Source organism: Caballeronia sp. LZ065 (assembly GCF_031450975.1).
GTDB lineage: Bacteria > Pseudomonadota > Gammaproteobacteria > Burkholderiales > Burkholderiaceae > Caballeronia.
In genome coordinates this window covers 930,139-946,359 of the sequence record NZ_JARUXV010000004.1, presented here as the reverse complement: position 1 = coordinate 946,359, position 16,221 = coordinate 930,139, and the positions used below count along the sequence as shown (strand labels likewise).

Annotated in this window: 19 protein-coding genes; 9 read left to right on the top strand and 10 right to left on the bottom strand. The window is 64.4% G+C overall.

Annotated elements, in window-relative coordinates:
- Positions 1 to 105: 105 nt before the first annotated feature.
- Entirely contained in the window at positions 106 to 561 is a 456-nt protein-coding gene (locus QCE63_RS30890) for a hypothetical protein (protein ID WP_309838338.1), read from the bottom strand.
- A 166-nt stretch (positions 562 to 727) separates the two neighbouring features.
- On the opposite strand from QCE63_RS30890, the gene QCE63_RS30885 reads away from it, so the two are divergent.
- The gene (locus QCE63_RS30885) at positions 728 to 877 is read left to right on the top strand and encodes a hypothetical protein (protein WP_309838337.1); all 150 of its coding nucleotides are present in this window, start codon (positions 728 to 730) and stop codon (positions 875 to 877) included.
- 65 nt (positions 878 to 942) lie between these two features.
- On the opposite strand, the gene QCE63_RS30880 is transcribed toward QCE63_RS30885, so the two are convergent.
- Positions 943 to 1,563, bottom strand: coding sequence for a DUF3005 domain-containing protein (locus QCE63_RS30880; protein WP_309838335.1), 621 nt, complete (start codon positions 1,561 to 1,563; stop codon positions 943 to 945).
- A gap of 281 nt (positions 1,564 to 1,844) precedes the next feature.
- Between QCE63_RS30880 and QCE63_RS30875 the strand changes: the two genes are divergently transcribed.
- Entirely contained in the window at positions 1,845 to 2,078 is a 234-nt protein-coding gene (locus QCE63_RS30875; protein ID WP_309820740.1) for a hypothetical protein, read from the top strand.
- A gap of 143 nt (positions 2,079 to 2,221) precedes the next feature.
- Entirely contained in the window at positions 2,222 to 3,214 is a 993-nt protein-coding gene (gene epsC, locus QCE63_RS30870) for a serine O-acetyltransferase EpsC (protein ID WP_309838332.1), read from the top strand.
- A gap of 74 nt (positions 3,215 to 3,288) precedes the next feature.
- Here epsC and folE read toward each other — a convergent pair whose 3' ends face one another.
- From folE to QCE63_RS30850, 4 genes are all read right to left on the bottom strand, one after another.
- Entirely contained in the window at positions 3,289 to 3,942 is a 654-nt protein-coding gene (folE, locus tag QCE63_RS30865) for a GTP cyclohydrolase I FolE (RefSeq protein WP_309838331.1), read from the bottom strand.
- A gap of 95 nt (positions 3,943 to 4,037) precedes the next feature.
- Entirely contained in the window at positions 4,038 to 4,241 is a 204-nt protein-coding gene (locus QCE63_RS30860) for a hypothetical protein (protein ID WP_309838329.1), read from the bottom strand.
- A 63-nt stretch (positions 4,242 to 4,304) separates the two neighbouring features.
- Positions 4,305 to 4,757: a VOC family protein gene (locus tag QCE63_RS30855; protein ID WP_309838327.1), complete on the bottom strand. Its 453-nt coding sequence runs from the start codon at positions 4,755 to 4,757 to the stop codon at positions 4,305 to 4,307.
- A 14-nt stretch (positions 4,758 to 4,771) separates the two neighbouring features.
- A complete protein-coding gene (locus tag QCE63_RS30850) occupies positions 4,772 to 5,368 on the bottom strand; it encodes a nuclear transport factor 2 family protein (RefSeq protein ID WP_309838326.1) in 597 nt (198 codons plus the stop codon).
- On the opposite strand from QCE63_RS30850, the gene QCE63_RS30845 reads away from it, so the two are divergent.
- Positions 5,343 to 5,978 carry a TetR/AcrR family transcriptional regulator gene (locus QCE63_RS30845; RefSeq protein WP_309838324.1) on the top strand — a complete coding sequence of 212 codons (636 nt, stop codon included), beginning with the start codon at positions 5,343 to 5,345 and terminating at the stop codon, positions 5,976 to 5,978. The genes QCE63_RS30850 and QCE63_RS30845 overlap by 26 nt on opposite strands.
- Before the next feature lie 25 nt (positions 5,979 to 6,003).
- Here the strand turns inward: QCE63_RS30845 and QCE63_RS30840 are convergent, their stop codons facing one another.
- Positions 6,004 to 7,386 carry an MFS transporter gene (locus tag QCE63_RS30840; RefSeq protein ID WP_309838321.1) on the bottom strand — a complete coding sequence of 461 codons (1,383 nt, stop codon included), beginning with the start codon at positions 7,384 to 7,386 and terminating at the stop codon, positions 6,004 to 6,006.
- A 318-nt stretch (positions 7,387 to 7,704) separates the two neighbouring features.
- On the opposite strand from QCE63_RS30840, the gene QCE63_RS30835 reads away from it, so the two are divergent.
- Both QCE63_RS30835 and QCE63_RS30830 read left to right on the top strand, forming a co-directional pair.
- The gene (locus tag QCE63_RS30835; RefSeq protein WP_309838320.1) at positions 7,705 to 8,658 is read left to right on the top strand and encodes a 2-hydroxyacid dehydrogenase; all 954 of its coding nucleotides are present in this window, start codon (positions 7,705 to 7,707) and stop codon (positions 8,656 to 8,658) included.
- Between the two features lie 65 nt (positions 8,659 to 8,723).
- Entirely contained in the window at positions 8,724 to 9,620 is an 897-nt protein-coding gene (locus tag QCE63_RS30830; protein WP_309838318.1) for a LysR substrate-binding domain-containing protein, read from the top strand.
- On the opposite strand, the gene QCE63_RS30825 is transcribed toward QCE63_RS30830, so the two are convergent.
- From QCE63_RS30825 to QCE63_RS30815, 3 genes are all read right to left on the bottom strand, one after another.
- The gene (locus QCE63_RS30825; RefSeq protein WP_309838314.1) at positions 9,604 to 10,980 is read right to left on the bottom strand and encodes an aspartate aminotransferase family protein; all 1,377 of its coding nucleotides are present in this window, start codon (positions 10,978 to 10,980) and stop codon (positions 9,604 to 9,606) included. The two genes, QCE63_RS30830 and QCE63_RS30825, sit on opposite strands and share 17 nt — an antisense overlap.
- Before the next feature lie 17 nt (positions 10,981 to 10,997).
- Positions 10,998 to 12,329 (bottom strand): glutamine synthetase family protein, encoded by a 1,332-nt coding sequence (locus QCE63_RS30820; RefSeq protein ID WP_309838313.1) that lies wholly within the window; start codon positions 12,327 to 12,329, stop codon positions 10,998 to 11,000.
- A 132-nt stretch (positions 12,330 to 12,461) separates the two neighbouring features.
- Positions 12,462 to 12,656, bottom strand: a complete 195-nt coding sequence (locus QCE63_RS30815; RefSeq protein WP_309838312.1) for a hypothetical protein — start codon at positions 12,654 to 12,656, stop codon at positions 12,462 to 12,464.
- 209 nt (positions 12,657 to 12,865) lie between these two features.
- Between QCE63_RS30815 and QCE63_RS30810 the strand changes: the two genes are divergently transcribed.
- The 3 genes from QCE63_RS30810 to QCE63_RS30800 are packed head-to-tail and all read left to right on the top strand — an operon-like array spanning position 12,866 to position 16,217.
- The gene (locus QCE63_RS30810; RefSeq protein WP_309838311.1) at positions 12,866 to 14,746 is read left to right on the top strand and encodes an ABC transporter permease; all 1,881 of its coding nucleotides are present in this window, start codon (positions 12,866 to 12,868) and stop codon (positions 14,744 to 14,746) included.
- Positions 14,743 to 15,513, top strand: a complete 771-nt coding sequence (locus tag QCE63_RS30805) for an ABC transporter ATP-binding protein (RefSeq protein ID WP_309838310.1) — start codon at positions 14,743 to 14,745, stop codon at positions 15,511 to 15,513. Before QCE63_RS30810 ends, QCE63_RS30805 begins: the two co-directional genes overlap by 4 nt.
- Positions 15,504 to 16,217, top strand: coding sequence for an ABC transporter ATP-binding protein (locus tag QCE63_RS30800; protein ID WP_309839350.1), 714 nt, complete (start codon positions 15,504 to 15,506; stop codon positions 16,215 to 16,217). The genes QCE63_RS30805 and QCE63_RS30800 overlap by 10 nt, the downstream gene beginning before the upstream one ends.
- The last annotated feature ends 4 nt before the right edge of the window (positions 16,218 to 16,221 follow it).

Genomic DNA, 16,221 nt, shown 5'->3' with positions numbered 1-16,221 from the left:
GGGGCGTGAATAACAACGATAAACCGCCTTGCATTGTGCGAGCCGGCGCGTGCACGAAAAAGCCGCGCCTGTTTCATGGATTACAAACGTGTGGTTTCGAATGTTTCAGCGTTTCGCGATGCGCGGCGGCATTGGCGAGACGAGATACAGGGACGCCGCCAGTTTGCAGACCAGACCGGCGCCGCAGACCAGTGCGGCGGCGGGAAACGCGTGCCATTGCATGCCGATGGTCGGCGCCACCAGCGCCACCGAAAGAATGCCGATGGCGACCGTGAGCCAGCGCGCCCATTGCAGCCGCGACGCGACGCATACATACAGCATGCCGATGAGCACGCGCGAGACGATCGACGCCGCCACCGGATGGCTCGACGCATCGCCGGGCAGGCCGAGAGCGAGCGCCAGCGCGAATTCGGCCCATGACAGCGCGTAGGCGGCGCCGAGACAGGCCATGGCGGAGGTGAAGCGTTGTTCCGCCGCGGTCCGCGGCTGCTGTGTTACAGGAAGTGCCTGAAGGTCTTCGGTGTCGTCCTGATAGCCGTCGTAGGCATGGATCGTGGTCATTGGCCTTCCCCTTTATCGATCTACGGTCAGTCGCGTTGTTTTTGTGCGGCGCATTGTCGCGAGGGAGCTTGCGCAACCATCGTGCCTGCTGCCGCGACTCGATCCAAGGGCGAGGCACGCGCGTTGCATCTACCTTGAGCATGCGCCACAACCTGAGGAGCGAGCAATGAACACCAAGGAACAGCATCCGCATTCGGAACGTGACGAGGAAGACGTCGACAAGGCCGTTGAAGATACCTTCCCTGCGAGCGATCCCCCCGCGACGGGAGGCGTGACACGCATCGAGTCCGACGAGGGGTCAAAGGAAAACAAGTAAGGCTTCGGCCCGACCTGCAATGACATGTTCAAAGCCGCGTCATCGACGCGGCTTTGTCTTGATCATCAACCCCGTTCGATCTCGAACAGCCGTGAAGGTCGCAGGTGATTGAGCGCGTAGTGCTTGCGCCCGCGCAAGGTATGGCCGTGCGCATCGCGCCCTTCGAAGCGCACGCGGTCTTCCACTTCCGGAACCGTCGGCGCGACCATGCCGCGATCGATCAGCCGATAACCCCGCTCCAGCGCCAGCAGCAGGCCGTTGCGCGCCGGACGGCTATCGAAGCCGCCGAGGCCGTCGCCGGGTTCGGGTACATAGTTCACCGGCGTCGCGTTCGAATTGATCACCGCGTCCGGCTGACGCGCACGCATTTCCATATCGCGCTGCGCTTCGCGATTCTTGCCGTCGGCGTCGACGGTGTCGTCGGGGCCGTCGTCGTTGGCGACATCAACGCCGCGCGGCGGCTTCTCATACGTCCCTTGCGGTCCGATGTGCATGCCTTCGCGGGTCGTCTCCGCGCGCACGCCGCTTTTTGCGCCGGCGCCCGCATGCGCCTCGCCGCCTGCGGCGGCCTTCTGCGCATCGTCCATCCGCACGTGCGCGGTCTCGGTGCCCGGCGTCTTGATCGGGCTGTCGGCGGTGCGCTGGGTCTGCTTGTCCTGCGGCTCGTTTGCTTCAGCGTTGTTCATCGCATTGCTCCGTTGGATCTGAACCATCCGGTTGTCTCGCAAGGTTCGTTCCGGCTTTTTGGCGACGGAACCGCCGCCCTTGTCGTAGCGCGCCTTGCAAGCAAGCAAAAAATTTCAGGATTTTTTTTCAACCCCAAGCCGATTTCCAGCAAGTATTATTTGGAACCTGTCGGCAGCAAACTGCAAGACGGGATGCGGGCAATCAGGAGGACGCATCCCACGCGCCGCCCACCCAGCGCATTGCCATTCGAACGAGCAGGGCACTTTCACACAGGTGACTCATGCAACACGATGCAGCCTTTTCACATCGAGGCTACCTTTTAAACTGCGCGCCCGCCCGGGCCGGAGACGGCAGCTACCAGCCCTACGTGGTGATCTCGCGATCCAGCGACGGTGAACTCGTCGCGAACCGCTTCTTTCCCACCGACCTGCGCTTCCGCGACGAACACGAGGCCATTGCGCACGCGCGCGACTGGGCCGTGCGCTGGATCGATGCCAGTAACGTAACGGTGTGACGGTGTCCGTGTAACACGGCGGAACGTCACGTAAGGCTGCGTGCGGCAAGCCTGGGCAAAACCGGTTACGCTTGATCTTTCATCCGTGGTGCGCGTCGCATCGCGTGTCACGGCGGCGGTTTTCCCTCGATCCATGCCAGCCCATGCAGAACACGCCCAAGTTCGGCGCCGTATCGCCGCTCGAACCTTCTCACGAGATCTCCCGCGACGCCGTCCAGGAATGGGGCTTGGCGCGAATCGTCGCTGACCTGCGCCAGTCGCGCGAGGAACTGCATCGCACGCGTCATCCGCTGGGCATACGCGAACTGCCGTCGCGCGAGGCTATCATCAGGATCGTCAACGGCCTGCGTTCCGCGCTCTTTCCCACACATTACGGCGCGCCTGATCTGACCGACGAAAGCGTCGATTATTACGTCGGCCAGACGCTGGAGAGCACCTTGCGTCTGCTGCACGAGCAGATTCGCCGCGCGCTGCGTTTCCTGCCCGAGCATCGCGACACCGCCGACGCCGAAGTCAGCGCGCGCGCCTTCGCGATCGCACGCGAGTTCGGCTCGCAGTTGCCGGCCATCCGCGCGCTGCTCGTCAGCGACATTCAGGCGGCCTTCAGCGGCGACCCGGCGGCACAGCACATCACCGAGATCCTGTTGTGTTATCCGGGCATCTGGGCCATGACGCATCATCGTCTGGCCCACGCGCTGCACAAGCTCGGCGTGCCCTTGCTGGCGCGCTTCATCAACGAGATCGCGCATTCGCTGACGGGCATCGACATTCATCCGGGCGCGACCATCGGGCCGAGTTTCTTCATCGACCACGGTACGGGCGTCGTGATTGGCGAGACGGCGATCATCGGCCAGCACGTGCGCGTGTATCAGGCCGTGACGCTTGGCGCGAAGAGTTTTCCTTCGAGCAGCGACGGTTCGCTCGTCAAGGGCAACGCGCGGCATCCGGTCGTGGAGGACGATGTGGTGATCTATGCGGGCGCCACGATCCTCGGCCGCGTGACGATTGGCCAGGGTTCGGTGATCGGCGGCAATGTGTGGCTCACGCACAGCGTGCCGCCGGGCAGCAATGTGTCGCAGGGCAAGGTGCGCGAAGGGTCGGGCGCGGATGCGCCGGACAATGGCTACGGCGCGTGAACCCGCAACGTGGGCGATGAAACGACAAGGGCCTCGCAACAAGCGAGGCCCTTGTTACGTGCAGACGCGGCCGATCAGGTGTTGGAGACGCTGAACGCGTTCTGATTGCCGACGATGGACAAAAACTCGCGCCGCGTGGACGGGTCGTCGCGGAACGAGCCGAGCATGCGCGACGTGACCATCGAGACGCCGGCCTTGTGCACGCCGCGCGTGGACATGCACTGATGCGCGGCCTCGAGAATCACGCCGACGCCGAGCGGCTGCAAGACTTCGTTCAGTGTGTCGGCGATCTGCGCGGTCATCTTTTCCTGAATCTGCAGACGCTTGGCGAAGGCATCGACGAGCCGCGCCAGCTTGGAGATGCCGACGACCCGTTCCTTCGGCAGATACGCCACGTGCGCGCGGCCGATGATCGGCACCATGTGATGTTCGCAGTAGCTTTCGAAACGAATGTCCTTCAGGACGATCATCTCGTCGTAGCCTTGCACTTCGGAAAACGTGCGCGCCAGAATCTCATGCGGATTTTGCGTATAGCCGGCGAAGAACTCTTCGTAGGCGCGTACCACGCGGCCCGGGGTGTCGAGCAGGCCCTCGCGAGCGGGGTCGTCGCCGGCCCAGCGCAACAGCACACGCACGGCGGCTTCGGCTTCCTCGCGGCTTGGACGATCATCGGCCTTGTCAGCGGGGATGCCCGAGCCTGAAAGATGGTTCTTGCGCGGGGCGCTCATCGAAAACTCCTGTCGGTCGAATGCGAGACGCGCCGGTCATGGAAGAGGACCGGCACGCCACCATTGTTCCACGTTTACGATGGCCGCTACGCGGGTCAGGTCTTTCCGCCCCCGTCGATGCCCGAGCCCGTGCGCCACACTTGCTTGCCTTCCTCGGTCAGTTCGCCGCAACTGCGGTCGCGGTCGGGCTCGGTTCCGGGCTGCGCCATGGAGCCGCCTGGCTGCTCCTGCGACGTTTGCTGCTTGCCCTTGCGTTGCGCGATGCGGTCTTCCTGCGAACGTCCGGCGTAGTTGCTCATGTCGCTTCTCCTTTCGGTTTGAGGCAATGAAAGGCGCGCAAGCCGTGTTCCCGCGGTGTGCGTCTAGCGTTGAGCGGTTGGATGTTCGAGCCCGCCGAGCACCATCCACGACACGCCGAACTTGTCCGCGACAATGCCGAAGCGCTTGGCAAAGAAAGTGGGCGCCATGGGCATCTGCACCTGGCCGCCGTCCGACAGCGCGTTGAGGTAGCGCTCGGCCTGCTGCTCGTCGTTGGCGGTCAGCGAGAGTGAAATGCCCTTGAATTCCGGCTTGCCGTTGCACCAGCCGTCGGAGGCCATGACGACGGAGTCGCCGATGGTCAGCGCCGCGTGCATGATCTTGTTCTCCGATCCGGGCGGCATGTTGCAGCCGCCGTCGCTGCCCTGATCTTTTTCGGCTTCGGGATTCTCGCTGTAGCGCATCATCATGACGACCTGCGCGCCGAGTTTCTCGCGATAGAACGTGATGGCTTCTTCGCAGCGGCCTTCGAAAAACAGATAGGGTTGCACTTGCATGTCCGCTCCTTGGGTTATGACTTCTCGTCCGGGTCCATATCCATTGTCAGCGGCACGGAGGCGTGTTCATGCACGACACGCCATTCGCCGCCGGTCTTCCTGAAACACACGGTGGCGCGCACGATGTCTTCCTGCTCGCCCACGGCGACGCGGTTGACGGTGTGCGCGAAGGCCAGGTCGCCGCTTGCCGCGACCTCCAGGTCCCGCATCTCGAAGGCAAGCGGACCTTTCATGCTGTCGAACCAGCGCTGCCAGTGCTCGCGATAAGTCTCGATGCCTCTCACTGATGCAGGCGGAACGACATCGAACACGACGACATCTTCTGCGTAATGACGCACGAGGGCGTCGACATCCTTGGCGAGCACGGCTTGCCGCCATGCTTCGATCAAACCGCGAATGTGCCGGACATCTTCCGTTTCCTGCGCACGATCGTTCGACAGGTTCATGAGCGTCTCCTTTCCTCTGCGTTTGCCATTCGACGCGGATTTATTTTTGTTTGTGTACACCGTCCACAAAAAGTAGCAGAGATAATGGACAGTGTCCACATCGGCAAACACCTGAATAATCTGAAATAACATGCCGCCCATGACAAACGGAATGCAGCGCAGCACTTATCGGCACGGCGACTTGCGACGCGCGCTGATCGATGCAGGTATCGAACTCGCTCGCGAAGGCGGCCCGGATGCCATCGTCCTGCGTGAAGCCACGCGTCGCGCGGGCGTCGCGCCGAACGCGGCGTACCGGCATTTCGACAGCCGTCAGGCGTTGTTGTCGGCGGTACGCTCGGCGGCGCTGTCGTGCGTCGCGCAGGCCATGGAAGAGGAGTTGGCGGCGCGGCCGAGGAAGCGCAGCCGCGCGGATGCGGCGCGCGCCGGGCTGCGGGCGGTCGGCGCCGGTTATCTGCGATTCGCGCAGTCAGAAACGGGGTTGTTCCGCACGGCCTTTGCGGCGTCGCGCACGGAATGGGGCGAGCATGCGCAAGCGTACGGCGCGGGGCCGGGCGGACTCGACCCCTTCCAGTTGCTGAGCCGCGCGCTCGACGACATGGTGACGACCGGCGCACTCGATGCAACCCGCCGCGGCGGAGCGGAATATCTGGCGTGGAGCGCGGTGCATGGCTTCGCGCTGCTGTTGATCGAGGGGCCGCTGCAGGGCATGGACGCCGCGCAGATCGGGCCGCTTGCAGAGCGCCTGCTCGCGATGGTCGAGCACGGTCTTTGAAACGCCGTCGGCGCGCTGCGCGAGTCTACTTCGCGGAGGGTTCCTCGCCCGCAACCGGCTCGACCACGCTGAAGAGCAGCAGCAGACACAGCAGCGCGGTGCCCACCATGTACAGAAACACGGCGGTCCAGCTATAGCGGTCGAGCAACAGGCCGACGGCAAGCGGTGCGCACGCGCCGCCAATCTGCCCCAGCGAATTCACGATGCCGAACGCGGTGGGATAGGTGGCCTTGGTCGCGAGTCCCATCGGATAGGCGGAATAGCCCGCGAAGCCGATGCCGAGCATGAGGCCCGCGAGCATCAGCGCGCCGCCGAGATAGGCGACGCTGTCGGGTGCGTCGATCAGCAGGAAGGTCATGATCATCGTGCCGAGCGCGCCGAGCATCATCATCGGCTTGCGGCGGCCGCCGAGCAGGCGGTCCGAGATGATGCCGCCGAGCATGTTGCCCGTGACTGCGCCAATGAACGGCGCCGACGCGAGAAAGCCCATCTTCACCGAGGCGAAGCCCTTCACCGTGACCAGATAGGTCGGAATCCACGAGATGAAGATGTTGCTGATGCCGATCATGCAGCCATAGCCCAGCGCAATGCCGAAGATATTCCACGAACCGAACACCTGGCGGATCGTTTCGAGTTGCGGCACGCGCTTCGTGCGGTTGATGGCGTCGAGCTTGGGCATCGGCGTCATCTGCGTGCGGATGGGCGCGCGTCCGCCGTGCTGACCGTCGTTCGATTCATCGGCGATATAGCGGCGCTCGGCGGGCGAGCAGAAGCGGTTTTCATCGGGCGAGTTGGTCACCAGCACGAGCCACACGAGCGCCAGCACGATGCCCGGAATCGCGAAGACATAGAAGATCTCGCGCCAGCCCCACAGATTGATCACGATGATGCACACCGAAGGCACGATCAACGGCCCGAGCTTGGACGCGGCGATCCAGAGGCCGGCGGCCGTGCCTTTCTCGCGCTTGGGAAACCAGCGGTTGATGACGTTGGTGCAGCCGATGCCGAGCGGTCCTTCCGAGAGGCCCAGCCCCACGCGATAGCTCATCAGCAGGAACACTGAAGAGGTCGTGCCCATCAGTCCCGTGAACACCGAGGTCATGATCATGAAGACCGAGAACAGCAGCCCGGTGGTGCGCTCGCTGAGCCGCTTGTAGAGCAGGCCCACCGGAATCTGCACGAGGCCGTAGGCGAATGAGAACAGGCTGACGATCAGGCCGGCCTCGGTGTTGCTGATGTGATATTCCTTCTTGAGATAAGGCAATGCGATGCCGAAGTTCGCGCGATCCGCGCAGGCGATGGCCCAGATGCAGAAGATCAGGCCCATCACGACCCAGCGATGCTTCGTGCGCTTTTCCGTGGTGGCGTCCGCATTCGACGAAGCGACGATGCCGTCGGCGTTGCTCATCGTGCTGCCTCCTTGCCGGACGGCGCAGCGATATTCAGGAAAGGGGGAAATGAAGGGCAGTCAGGGCGCAGGCTCACGCTGTTGTCTCCGAGTCGTTATCAAGGCTTTTTTATTGATATGCCTCGTGATGCTTCAAATTGTGGAGACGCCCTGCAAGAGCGTCCAATCTTTTATTGCTATTACGTGATTCCCGGATTGAATCGATGGGCGTTGCATCCAGGAGTGGATCAACTGATAGCGTTTTGGGATTGGACGCGTGCGCGCAAAGCACGCATGATGCGCTCCACATCGGTCATCGAATGAGAGGAAACGCATCACATGAAGCCGCATATTCTGCAACTCAATCCCATCCTCGTTCCCGCGATCAACCAGAAGCTTGATGCGCTCTACGTCATGCACCGGCTGTATGAGCAGGATGACAAGGACGCTTATATTCATGAGCATGGCGCGGCGATTCGCGGCGTGATCACCGGCGGTCATACGGGCATATCGAACGACATGATCGAACGCTTGCCGGGTTTGCAGGTGATCGCGGTGAACGGTGTCGGCACCGATGCCGTCGATCTTGCCTTCGCGCGTTCGCGCGGCCTGCCGGTGACGGGCACGTTCGGCGCGCTGACTGAAGACGTCGCCGATCTCGCCATCGGACTGATCCTCACGGTACTGCGCGAGATCTGCTCCGGCCATGACTTCGTGAAGACCGGCAAGTGGCCCGCCAACCCGAGCCCCGCGGCGATTCCGCTGTCGCGCCGCTTCAGCGGCAAGCGCGTGGGCATCGTGGGCCTCGGCAAGGTCGGCCGCGCGATCGCGCAGCGCGCCGCAGCGTTCGGCTGTCCGATCGCCTATACCGACGTGCGCGAGATGAACGACGTCGCGTATGACTACGTGCCGGACCTGCTGTCGCTGGCGCGGGCCAGCGACATCCTGGTGCTCGCCGCGGCCGCGGACAAGGCGCAGGGCATCGTGAACGCGGCCGTGCTTGATGCGCTGGGAAAGGACGGTTATCTGATCAACATCGCGCGCGGCAAGCTGGTGGTGGAAAGCGACCTGTGCGACGCGCTGGCGCGCGGCGCGATCGCGGGCGCGGGCCTCGACGTGTTCGTCGACGAGCCCAACGTGCCGGACGCCTTGCTGGCGAGCGAGCGCGTCGTATTGCAGGCGCATCGCGCGAGCGCGACGGTGGAATCGCGCACGGCGATGGGCGAGATGGTGCTCGCGAGTCTCGCGCAGGCGCTGGCGGGACAGCGCCCGGAAGGCAGCCTGACGACCTGATGCGTGCATGAGCCGCGCCGCGACGAACCTATAATGATCGGCACCTCCATCAACGTCGATGACGAATGCTCGATCTCGGACAAGTACGTTGTTTCGTTGCCGCGGCGACTGAACTGAACTTCAGGCGCGCCGCTGCGTTGCTCAACATGACGCAGCCGCCGCTCTCGCGGCAGATTCATCTGCTCGAAGAGAACCTCGGCGTGCAGCTGTTCGAACGCATCGGCCGCACGGTCAGGCTGACCACGGAAGGCCGCGTGTTTCTCGCCGACGCCACGCGTCTGCTGAATCTCTCCGAGCAGGCCGAGAGCACGGTGCGGCGCGCCAGCACGGGCAAGACGGGGCGGGTGCGCATCGCGTTCACCGGCGCGGCGGGCTACGAGCTGATTCCCGGCTTGCTCGTCGCGGCGAGGCAGCACTTGCCGGATATCGATGTCGTGTTGCTGGAGATGATCTCGGTGGCGCAGATCGAGGGCTTCGAGGCCAATGCCATCGACCTGGGTTTTCTGCGGCCGTTGCCGTCGCGGCAGAAAGTGGAGTTCATGCTGGTCGAGCGCGAGCCGATGATCGTCGCGTTGCCCGCCGGACACGCACTGTGCGCCTTCCCGCAGCTGGAACTCAGGCAACTGCACGAGCAGGCGTTCATCATGCATTCGCCCGCGCATGGCAAATACTTCCACGACCGCATCATGGGCCTCCTCGCGGCCGAGGACGTGACGCCGCATTTCACGCAATACATCGACCAGACGCCGACCATTCTTTCGCTCGTGCGCGCGGGTCTGGGCGTGTCGATCCTGCCGGCATCGTCGCAGCGTTTTCACTATGACAACGTCGCGTTCAGGGAGATCGCGGGCCATACCGTTCACGCGGAAATGAGCATGGCGTGGCGCACGGATCAGGACAATCCCGCCGTCACAGCCTTCCGGCACATGGCGGCGGACTACTTCGTCAAGCGGCGCGCTTGATGGCGTGTGCAGTCGCGTCGATGGCGTCGCGCGCCTTCTGCACGATCTCGTCGATCTCGGCATGCGTGACCACCAGCGGCGGCGACAACAACATGCGGTCGTCGCTCGCGCGCATGACGAGATTGCCTTCGAAGGAGAAGTCGCGACACAGCGTGCCGATGGCGTCGATGTCATCGAAGCGCTTGCGCGTGGCCGGATGCTCCGCGAGCTGAATGCCCGCGACGAGTCCCGTTCCCGCAATCTCGCCGACGATCGGATGATCCGCGAGCGCCTCTCTCAGGTGTTGCTGGAAATAAGGCCCGGTATCGTGCTTGACGCGCGTCACGATGCCCTCGTCGCGCAGCAGCTTCAGATTCGTGACGGCCACCGCGGCCGCGAGCGGATGCCCGGAGTACGTGAAGCCGTGATTGAACTCGCCGCCTGCGATGATCGCGTCCGCGATGGCATCGGAGAGCGCGACGGCGCCCATCGGCACATAGCCGCTCGTGATGCCCTTGGCCATCGTGATGACATCCGGCTCGAAGCCGAAGTGCTCATGCGCGAACCATTCACCGGTGCGCCCGAAGCCGCCGATCACTTCGTCGGCAATCAGCAAGACGTCATGCTCGCGGCAGATGCGCTGGATCTCCGGCCAGTAGCTCGCATGCGGAAAGATGACGCCGCCCGCGCCTTGAAACGGCTCGCCGATGAACGCCGCGACATGGTCCGCGCCGAGTTCGAGAATCTTCGCTTCGAGCTGACGCGCGCATTCGAGGCCGAAGGCGTGCGGGTCCATCGCGCCGCCTTCGCCGAACCAGTACGGCTGGCCGATATGCGCGACGTGTTCGAGCTTCGACGGCATCTGCTCGTGCATGCCGGCCATGCCGCCGAGCGTCGCGGCCGCGATGGTCGAGCCGTGATACGCGTTGTGGCGCGCGATCACATGGCGCTTTTCAGGCTGGCCTTGCACGGCCCAGTAGCGATGCACGGCGCGCAACGCGGTGTCGTTCGCTTCGGAGCCGCTGTTGCAATACAGGAAGCGGTTGAAGCGCGCGGGCATGAGTTCCGCGAGCAACGCCGACAGTTCCGCCACCGGCGGATGCGTCGTCTTGAAGAAGGTGTTGTAGTAGGGCAGTTCGTGCATCTGCCGGCAGGCGGTGTCGATGAGTTCCTGCCGTCCATAGCCGAGGTTCACGCACCACAGCCCCGCCATGCCGTCGATGATGCGCACGCCTTCCGAATCCCGCAGATACACCCCTTCGCCCCGCACGATCACGCGGCTGCCCGTGCGATTGAGCGCACCCATGTCGGAAAACGGATGCAGATGATGCGCGGCGTCGAGCGCCTGATAGTGAGCGGTCCAGTCGATACGATCGTTCATGTCGTTGTCTCCCTGAGTCAAACGTGCAGCAACAGATGCTTGCGTTCCCATGAACTGATGACACGGAAGAACGCTTCGTTCTCGGTTTCCTTCAGCGCGAGGTAGGCGCGCACGAAGGTCTCGCCGAACAGGTCCGCCAGCGGCTGGCATGCGCCCATCAGCGCGAGGCCTTCGTCGAGAGTGCGCGGCAGCTGATACGGCTGGCGATAACCGTCGCTCGCGAGCGGCGCGGTGGGCTCCAGATGCTGCGTCATGCCGAGATAACCCGCCGCGAGCGTGGCCGCCATCGCCAGATACGGATTGCAGTCCACGCCGGGAATGCGGTTCTCGATGCGCCGCGCCTGCGGTGCGGCATGCGGCACCCGAAAGCCCACGGTGCGGTTGTCGTAGCCCCATTGCACGTTGATCGGCGCGGCCATGAAGCGCGACAACCGGCGATACGAATTGATGTACGGCGCAAAAATGGGCATCAGCGCGGGCGTGTACTTCTGCAAGCCGGCGATATAGCTGTAGAACAGACCGGTGGGTTCGCCGTCGCGGCCGGAGAAGAGATTGCGGCCGGTTTCGGCATCGACGAGGCTCTGGTGCACATGCATGGCCGAGCCGGGTTCGTTTTCCATCGGCTTGGCCATGAAGGTGGCGTACATCTGGTGACGCAGCGCCGCCTCGCGCACGGTGCGCTTGAAGAGGAACACGCGGTCCGCGAGATTCAGCGCGTCGCCGTGCATGAAGTTGATTTCCATCTGCGCCGCGCCCACTTCATGGATGAGCGTGTCCACGTCCAGTTCCTGCACCTCGCAATACTCGTAGATGTCTTCGAAGAGCGGATCGAATTCATTGACGGCGTCGATGGAATACGCCTGGCGTCCGGTTTCCGCGCGACCGGTCCGGCCGACCGGCGGCTTGAGCGGCAGGTCCGGGTCGCGGTTCATGTCGACGAGAAAGAACTCCAGTTCGGGCGCGACCACCGGACGCCAGCCCTTCGCCGCGAACTGTTGCAGCACCTGACGCAGCACGCGGCGCGGTGAAATGGCAACCGGCGTGCCGTCGAAGTGCACGCAATCATGGATCACCTGCGCGGTTGGATCGGTGGCCCAGGGAATCAGGCGGATCGTGTCGGGATCGGGCACGCAGATCATGTCGGGATCGGTGACGCCGGTGATGCCGGTCTCGGGGTAATCGCCCGTCACGGTTTGCAGCATCACGGCTTGCGGCAGGCGCATCGGCTCGCCTGACTCGAACTTGCTGCGCGGAATGATCTTGCCGCGCGCAGTGCCCGCCATGTCGGGAATGATCGCCTCTACTTCGGTGATGTGATGGTGTCGCAGGAATTCGTCGATGCGGTCCATGGGTGTGCTCTCGTAGATTCAGGGCGCACGCGTCCCCGGCGCTCGCGAAGCATCGCGGGCGCGCAAGGCAACGACGCGCGCGGATTGCGCGTGCGTAGCGGTCAGTTCAGGTGAAGGGGAAGGAGAGAGGCGCTACGGCAGCAGCGAGGCCGCGCCGACGCAATGCACGGCGATGAACGCGCGCGCGGCGATGGCGTTGCGCCGCCGAACCCCGCGGCGGGACAGGGCGGTGAGATCCGACAGGAAGCGGCAGTCGGGAAGCATGCCGCAGCGATCGGTGCAGGCGCGGCGCAAGGGCCGGCGTGCCAGAGAGCTTTGGACTTTCACGATGACACTCGTTGGGCGAGTTGAGTCAGGCGCCATCGCCAGGCTGACGATGACCCTGCAGCGAGCATATACGAGCCATGCAGGCCGTCAACCCCGGTTTTTCCATTCGTCCGCAACGGCGGATTTTTGCTTCGTTCAGGCGTCGTTGCCCAATTCATCGATAATGTCGGCTCCGTTGGTCCGTCATCCGCCCTTCGTCATCGAGCCTGATGCTCTCGAACCTGCTTGTCCAACTCGTCAACGGCCTCGCCGACGCCTGCGCGCTGTTTCTCGTCGCCTCGGGACTCTCGCTGATCTTCGGCGTCACGCGCATCGTCAACTTCGCGCATGGTTCGCTGTACATGCTCGGCGTGTATCTCGCGTACAGCCTCACCAGCCGCTTCGGCGCGACCGTCGCGGGCTTCTGGGCCTCGCTCGTCGGCGCGGCGCTGGCGGTCGGCCTGCTGGGCGCGGCGATCGAGGTGACGGTGCTGAGGCGCATCTATCGCGCGCCTGAGCTGTTTCATCTGCTCGCCACGTTCGCGCTGGTGCTCATCATCCGCGATGCAGCCCTGTGGCTCTGGGGTCCCGAAGACCTGTTCGGCCCGCGTGCGCCGCATCTCGAAGGCGCGGTGCAATGGCTGGGCCACGCGCTGCCCACTTATGATCTCGCGTTGATCGTGATCGGCCCGCTCGTGCTGCTCGCGCTCTGGTATGCGCTCACGCGCACGCGCTGGGGCACGCTCGTGCGAGCGGCAAGCGCGGACCGGGAAATGCTCGGCGCGCTGGGCGTCAATCAGGCGTGGCTCTTTACCGGCGTCTTCTGTGTCGGCGCAATGCTCGCCGGGCTCGGCGGCGCGTTGCAGGCGCCGCGCATGTCGGCGAACCTGTCGCTGGACCTCGATACCATCGGCAATGCGTTCGTGGTTGTCGTGGTCGGCGGCATGGGCTCGATTCCGGGCGCGTTCGTCGCGGCGCTGCTGATCGCCGAGATCAAGGCGCTGTGCATCGGCATCGGCCATGTGTCGATTGCGGGCATCGACTTCTCGCTGTCGAAGTTCACGCTGGTGGCGGAGTTCGTCGTGATGGCCGTGGTGTTGGTGTTGCGTCCCTGGGGACTGCTCGGACGTCCTCCAAGCATTGCGCGTTCAGCGGCGCCCGCCGAGCGGCCGCTCGTTCCCGCCACGCGAGCGATGAAGTTCATCGCCGCTGCGGTGGTGCTCGCGCTGGCAGCCGCGCCGCTTGCCGCCGATGCTTTCCCCTACATGCCGGTGCTCTTTGTCGAGATCATGATCGCCGTATTGTTCGCCGCGAGCCTGCACTTCATCATGGGTCCGGGCGGCATGCATTCGTTCGGGCATGCGGCGTACTTCGGGCTCGGCGCGTACGGCGCGGCCCTCGTCCTCAAGCTGTTCGCGTTGCCGATGGAACTCGCGCTCGTGCTGGGCCCGCTGCTCGCCGTGATCGGCGCGCTGGTCTTCGGCTGGTTCTGCGTGCGGCTGTCAGGCGTCTATCTCGCGATGCTCACGCTCGCGTTCGCGCAGATCGTCTGGTCCGTGGTGTTCCAGTGGGATGCGGTGACGGGCGGCAGCAACGGCATCCTCGGCATCTGGCCGGCGCCCTGGCTGTCGTCGCCGGTGGCGTTCTATTACCTGACGCTCGGGTTCGCGGTACTCGGCGTGTGGCTGTTGCGCCGCATGCTGTTCGCGCCGCTCGGCTTCGCGATGCGCGCGGGCCGCGACTCGCCGTTGCGCGCCGAAGCCATCGGCGTGAACGTGGCGCGCGTGCAATGGGCGGCGTTCGTCGCGGCCGCGCTGGTGTGCGGCTTCGCCGGTTCCTTGTATGCGTTCTCGAAGGGCAACATCTCGCCTGAAGTCATCAGCGTCGGGCGCTCGGTGGACGGCCTCGTGATGGTCCTGCTGGGCGGCATCCAGACGCTCGCCGGGCCGCTCGTCGGCGCGAGCGTGTTCACGTGGCTGCAGGACACGGTCGCGCGCCAGACCGACTACTGGCAGGCGCTGCTCGGCGCGGCCATCCTGGTGCTGGTGATTGCGTTTCCGCAGGGCATCGCCGGCTTCGTGCGCGAGCGCTTTGAGAGGGATGCCGCATGAGCCTGCTGAGCGTCGCGCGTCTCTCGAAGTCCTTCGATGGCGTCAAGGCCGTGGACGACGTCTCCTTCGACCTCGAAGCGGGCCAGTTGCTTGCGTTGATCGGTCCGAACGGGGCGGGCAAGTCCACTTGCTTCAACATGATCAACGGCCAGTTGAAACCGACCTCGGGTGCGATCCGTTTCGATGGCGACGATATCGCCGGATTGCGTCCGCGCGAAATCTGGCGGCGCGGCGTGGGCCGCACGTTCCAGATCGCCGCGACCTTCAACTCGATGACCGTGCTCGAGAACGTGCAGATGGCGCTGCTCTCGCACGAGCGGCGTCTGTTCAGCCCGTTCGGTCGGGTGGCGTCATGGCGCGAGCAGGACGCGCTGGACCTGCTCGATCTCGTCGGCATGGCCGGGCATGCGCGACGCAGTTGCGCGGTGCTGGCCTATGGCGACGTGAAGCGCGTTGAACTCGCCATCGCGCTGGCGCATCGGCCGAAGCTGCTGCTGATGGACGAGCCGACCGCCGGCATGGCGCCGCAGGAACGCAATGCGCTGATGGCGCTGACCGCGCGGCTCGCGAAGGAGCGCATGATCGGCGTGTTGTTCACTGAGCACAGCATGGACGTGGTCTTCGCGCATGCCGACCGCCTGATCGTGCTGGCGCGCGGCCGTCTGATCGCGCAGGGCGACGCTGCCACCATCCGCAACGATGCCCGCGTGCGCGAGGTGTATCTCGGCACGGGCGCGTCGTTCACGCCGCGTGGGGAATCGGCATGAGTCTGCTGAAGGTTGCCGGACTGAATGCGTTCTATGGCCGCGCGCAGATCCTCTTCGACGTCGGCTTCGAAGTAGCGCGCGGCGAGGTCGTCGCGTTGATGGGCCGCAACGGCGCGGGCAAGTCCACCACGATGAAGGCTGTGATGGGACTGTTGCCGCGTGTGTCGGGTGCGGTTTCGTTCATGGGCGAGGACATCGCCGGCATGGCGCCGCACCGGATCGCGCGCAAGGGACTGGGCTACGTGCCGGAAGACCGTCGCGTGTTCGGCGATCTGACCGTGATGGAGAATCTCGATACCGGACGTCAGCCGCCGCGCGAAGGCGCGCCGCAATGGACGCCGGAGAAGCTGTTCCGCGTGTTTCCGAATCTTGGCGAGATGCGCGGGCGCCGCGCGAGCCGCATGAGCGGCGGCGAGCAGCAGATGCTCACGGTCTCGCGCACGCTGATGGGCAATCCGCGTCTGGTGCTGCTCGACGAACCGTCGGAAGGGGTGGCGCCGTTGATCGTCGAACAGATGGCCGACATGATCCTGACGTTGAAACAGGAAGGCCTGGCCGTCCTGCTGTCCGAGCAGAACCTGCACTTCGCGGAACTCGTCAGCGACCGCGTGTATGTGCTCGAGAAAGGCCAGGTGCGCCATGCGGGCGCGATGAACGCATTCGCGCGCGACGACGCCGCGCGCCGTGAATTCCTGGGCGTATGACACC

Bases quoted from the DNA above. Each gene is read 5' to 3' on its own strand.
- folE (WP_309838331.1), bottom strand. From the start codon at position 3,942: ATGAGCGCCCCGCGCAAGAACCATCTTTCAGGCTCGGGCATCCCCGCT.
- QCE63_RS30835 (WP_309838320.1), top strand. From the start codon at position 7,705: ATGAAGCCGCATATTCTGCAACTCAATCCCATCCTCGTTCCCGCGATC.
- QCE63_RS30840 (WP_309838321.1), bottom strand. From the start codon at position 7,386: ATGAGCAACGCCGACGGCATCGTCGCTTCGTCGAATGCGGACGCCACC.
- QCE63_RS30805 (WP_309838310.1), top strand. From the start codon at position 14,743: ATGAGCCTGCTGAGCGTCGCGCGTCTCTCGAAGTCCTTCGATGGCGTC.
- QCE63_RS30875 (WP_309820740.1), top strand. From the start codon at position 1,845: ATGCAACACGATGCAGCCTTTTCACATCGAGGCTACCTTTTAAACTGC.
- QCE63_RS30830 (WP_309838318.1), top strand. From the start codon at position 8,724: ATGCTCGATCTCGGACAAGTACGTTGTTTCGTTGCCGCGGCGACTGAA.
- QCE63_RS30810 (WP_309838311.1), top strand. From the start codon at position 12,866: ATGCTCTCGAACCTGCTTGTCCAACTCGTCAACGGCCTCGCCGACGCC.
- QCE63_RS30855 (WP_309838327.1), bottom strand. From the start codon at position 4,757: ATGCAAGTGCAACCCTATCTGTTTTTCGAAGGCCGCTGCGAAGAAGCC.
- QCE63_RS30885 (WP_309838337.1), top strand. From the start codon at position 728: ATGAACACCAAGGAACAGCATCCGCATTCGGAACGTGACGAGGAAGAC.
- QCE63_RS30825 (WP_309838314.1), bottom strand. From the start codon at position 10,980: ATGAACGATCGTATCGACTGGACCGCTCACTATCAGGCGCTCGACGCC.
- epsC (WP_309838332.1), top strand. From the start codon at position 2,222: ATGCAGAACACGCCCAAGTTCGGCGCCGTATCGCCGCTCGAACCTTCT.
- QCE63_RS30890 (WP_309838338.1), bottom strand. From the start codon at position 561: ATGACCACGATCCATGCCTACGACGGCTATCAGGACGACACCGAAGAC.
- QCE63_RS30860 (WP_309838329.1), bottom strand. From the start codon at position 4,241: ATGAGCAACTACGCCGGACGTTCGCAGGAAGACCGCATCGCGCAACGC.
- QCE63_RS30820 (WP_309838313.1), bottom strand. From the start codon at position 12,329: ATGGACCGCATCGACGAATTCCTGCGACACCATCACATCACCGAAGTA.
- QCE63_RS30880 (WP_309838335.1), bottom strand. From the start codon at position 1,563: ATGAACAACGCTGAAGCAAACGAGCCGCAGGACAAGCAGACCCAGCGC.
- QCE63_RS30845 (WP_309838324.1), top strand. From the start codon at position 5,343: ATGACAAACGGAATGCAGCGCAGCACTTATCGGCACGGCGACTTGCGA.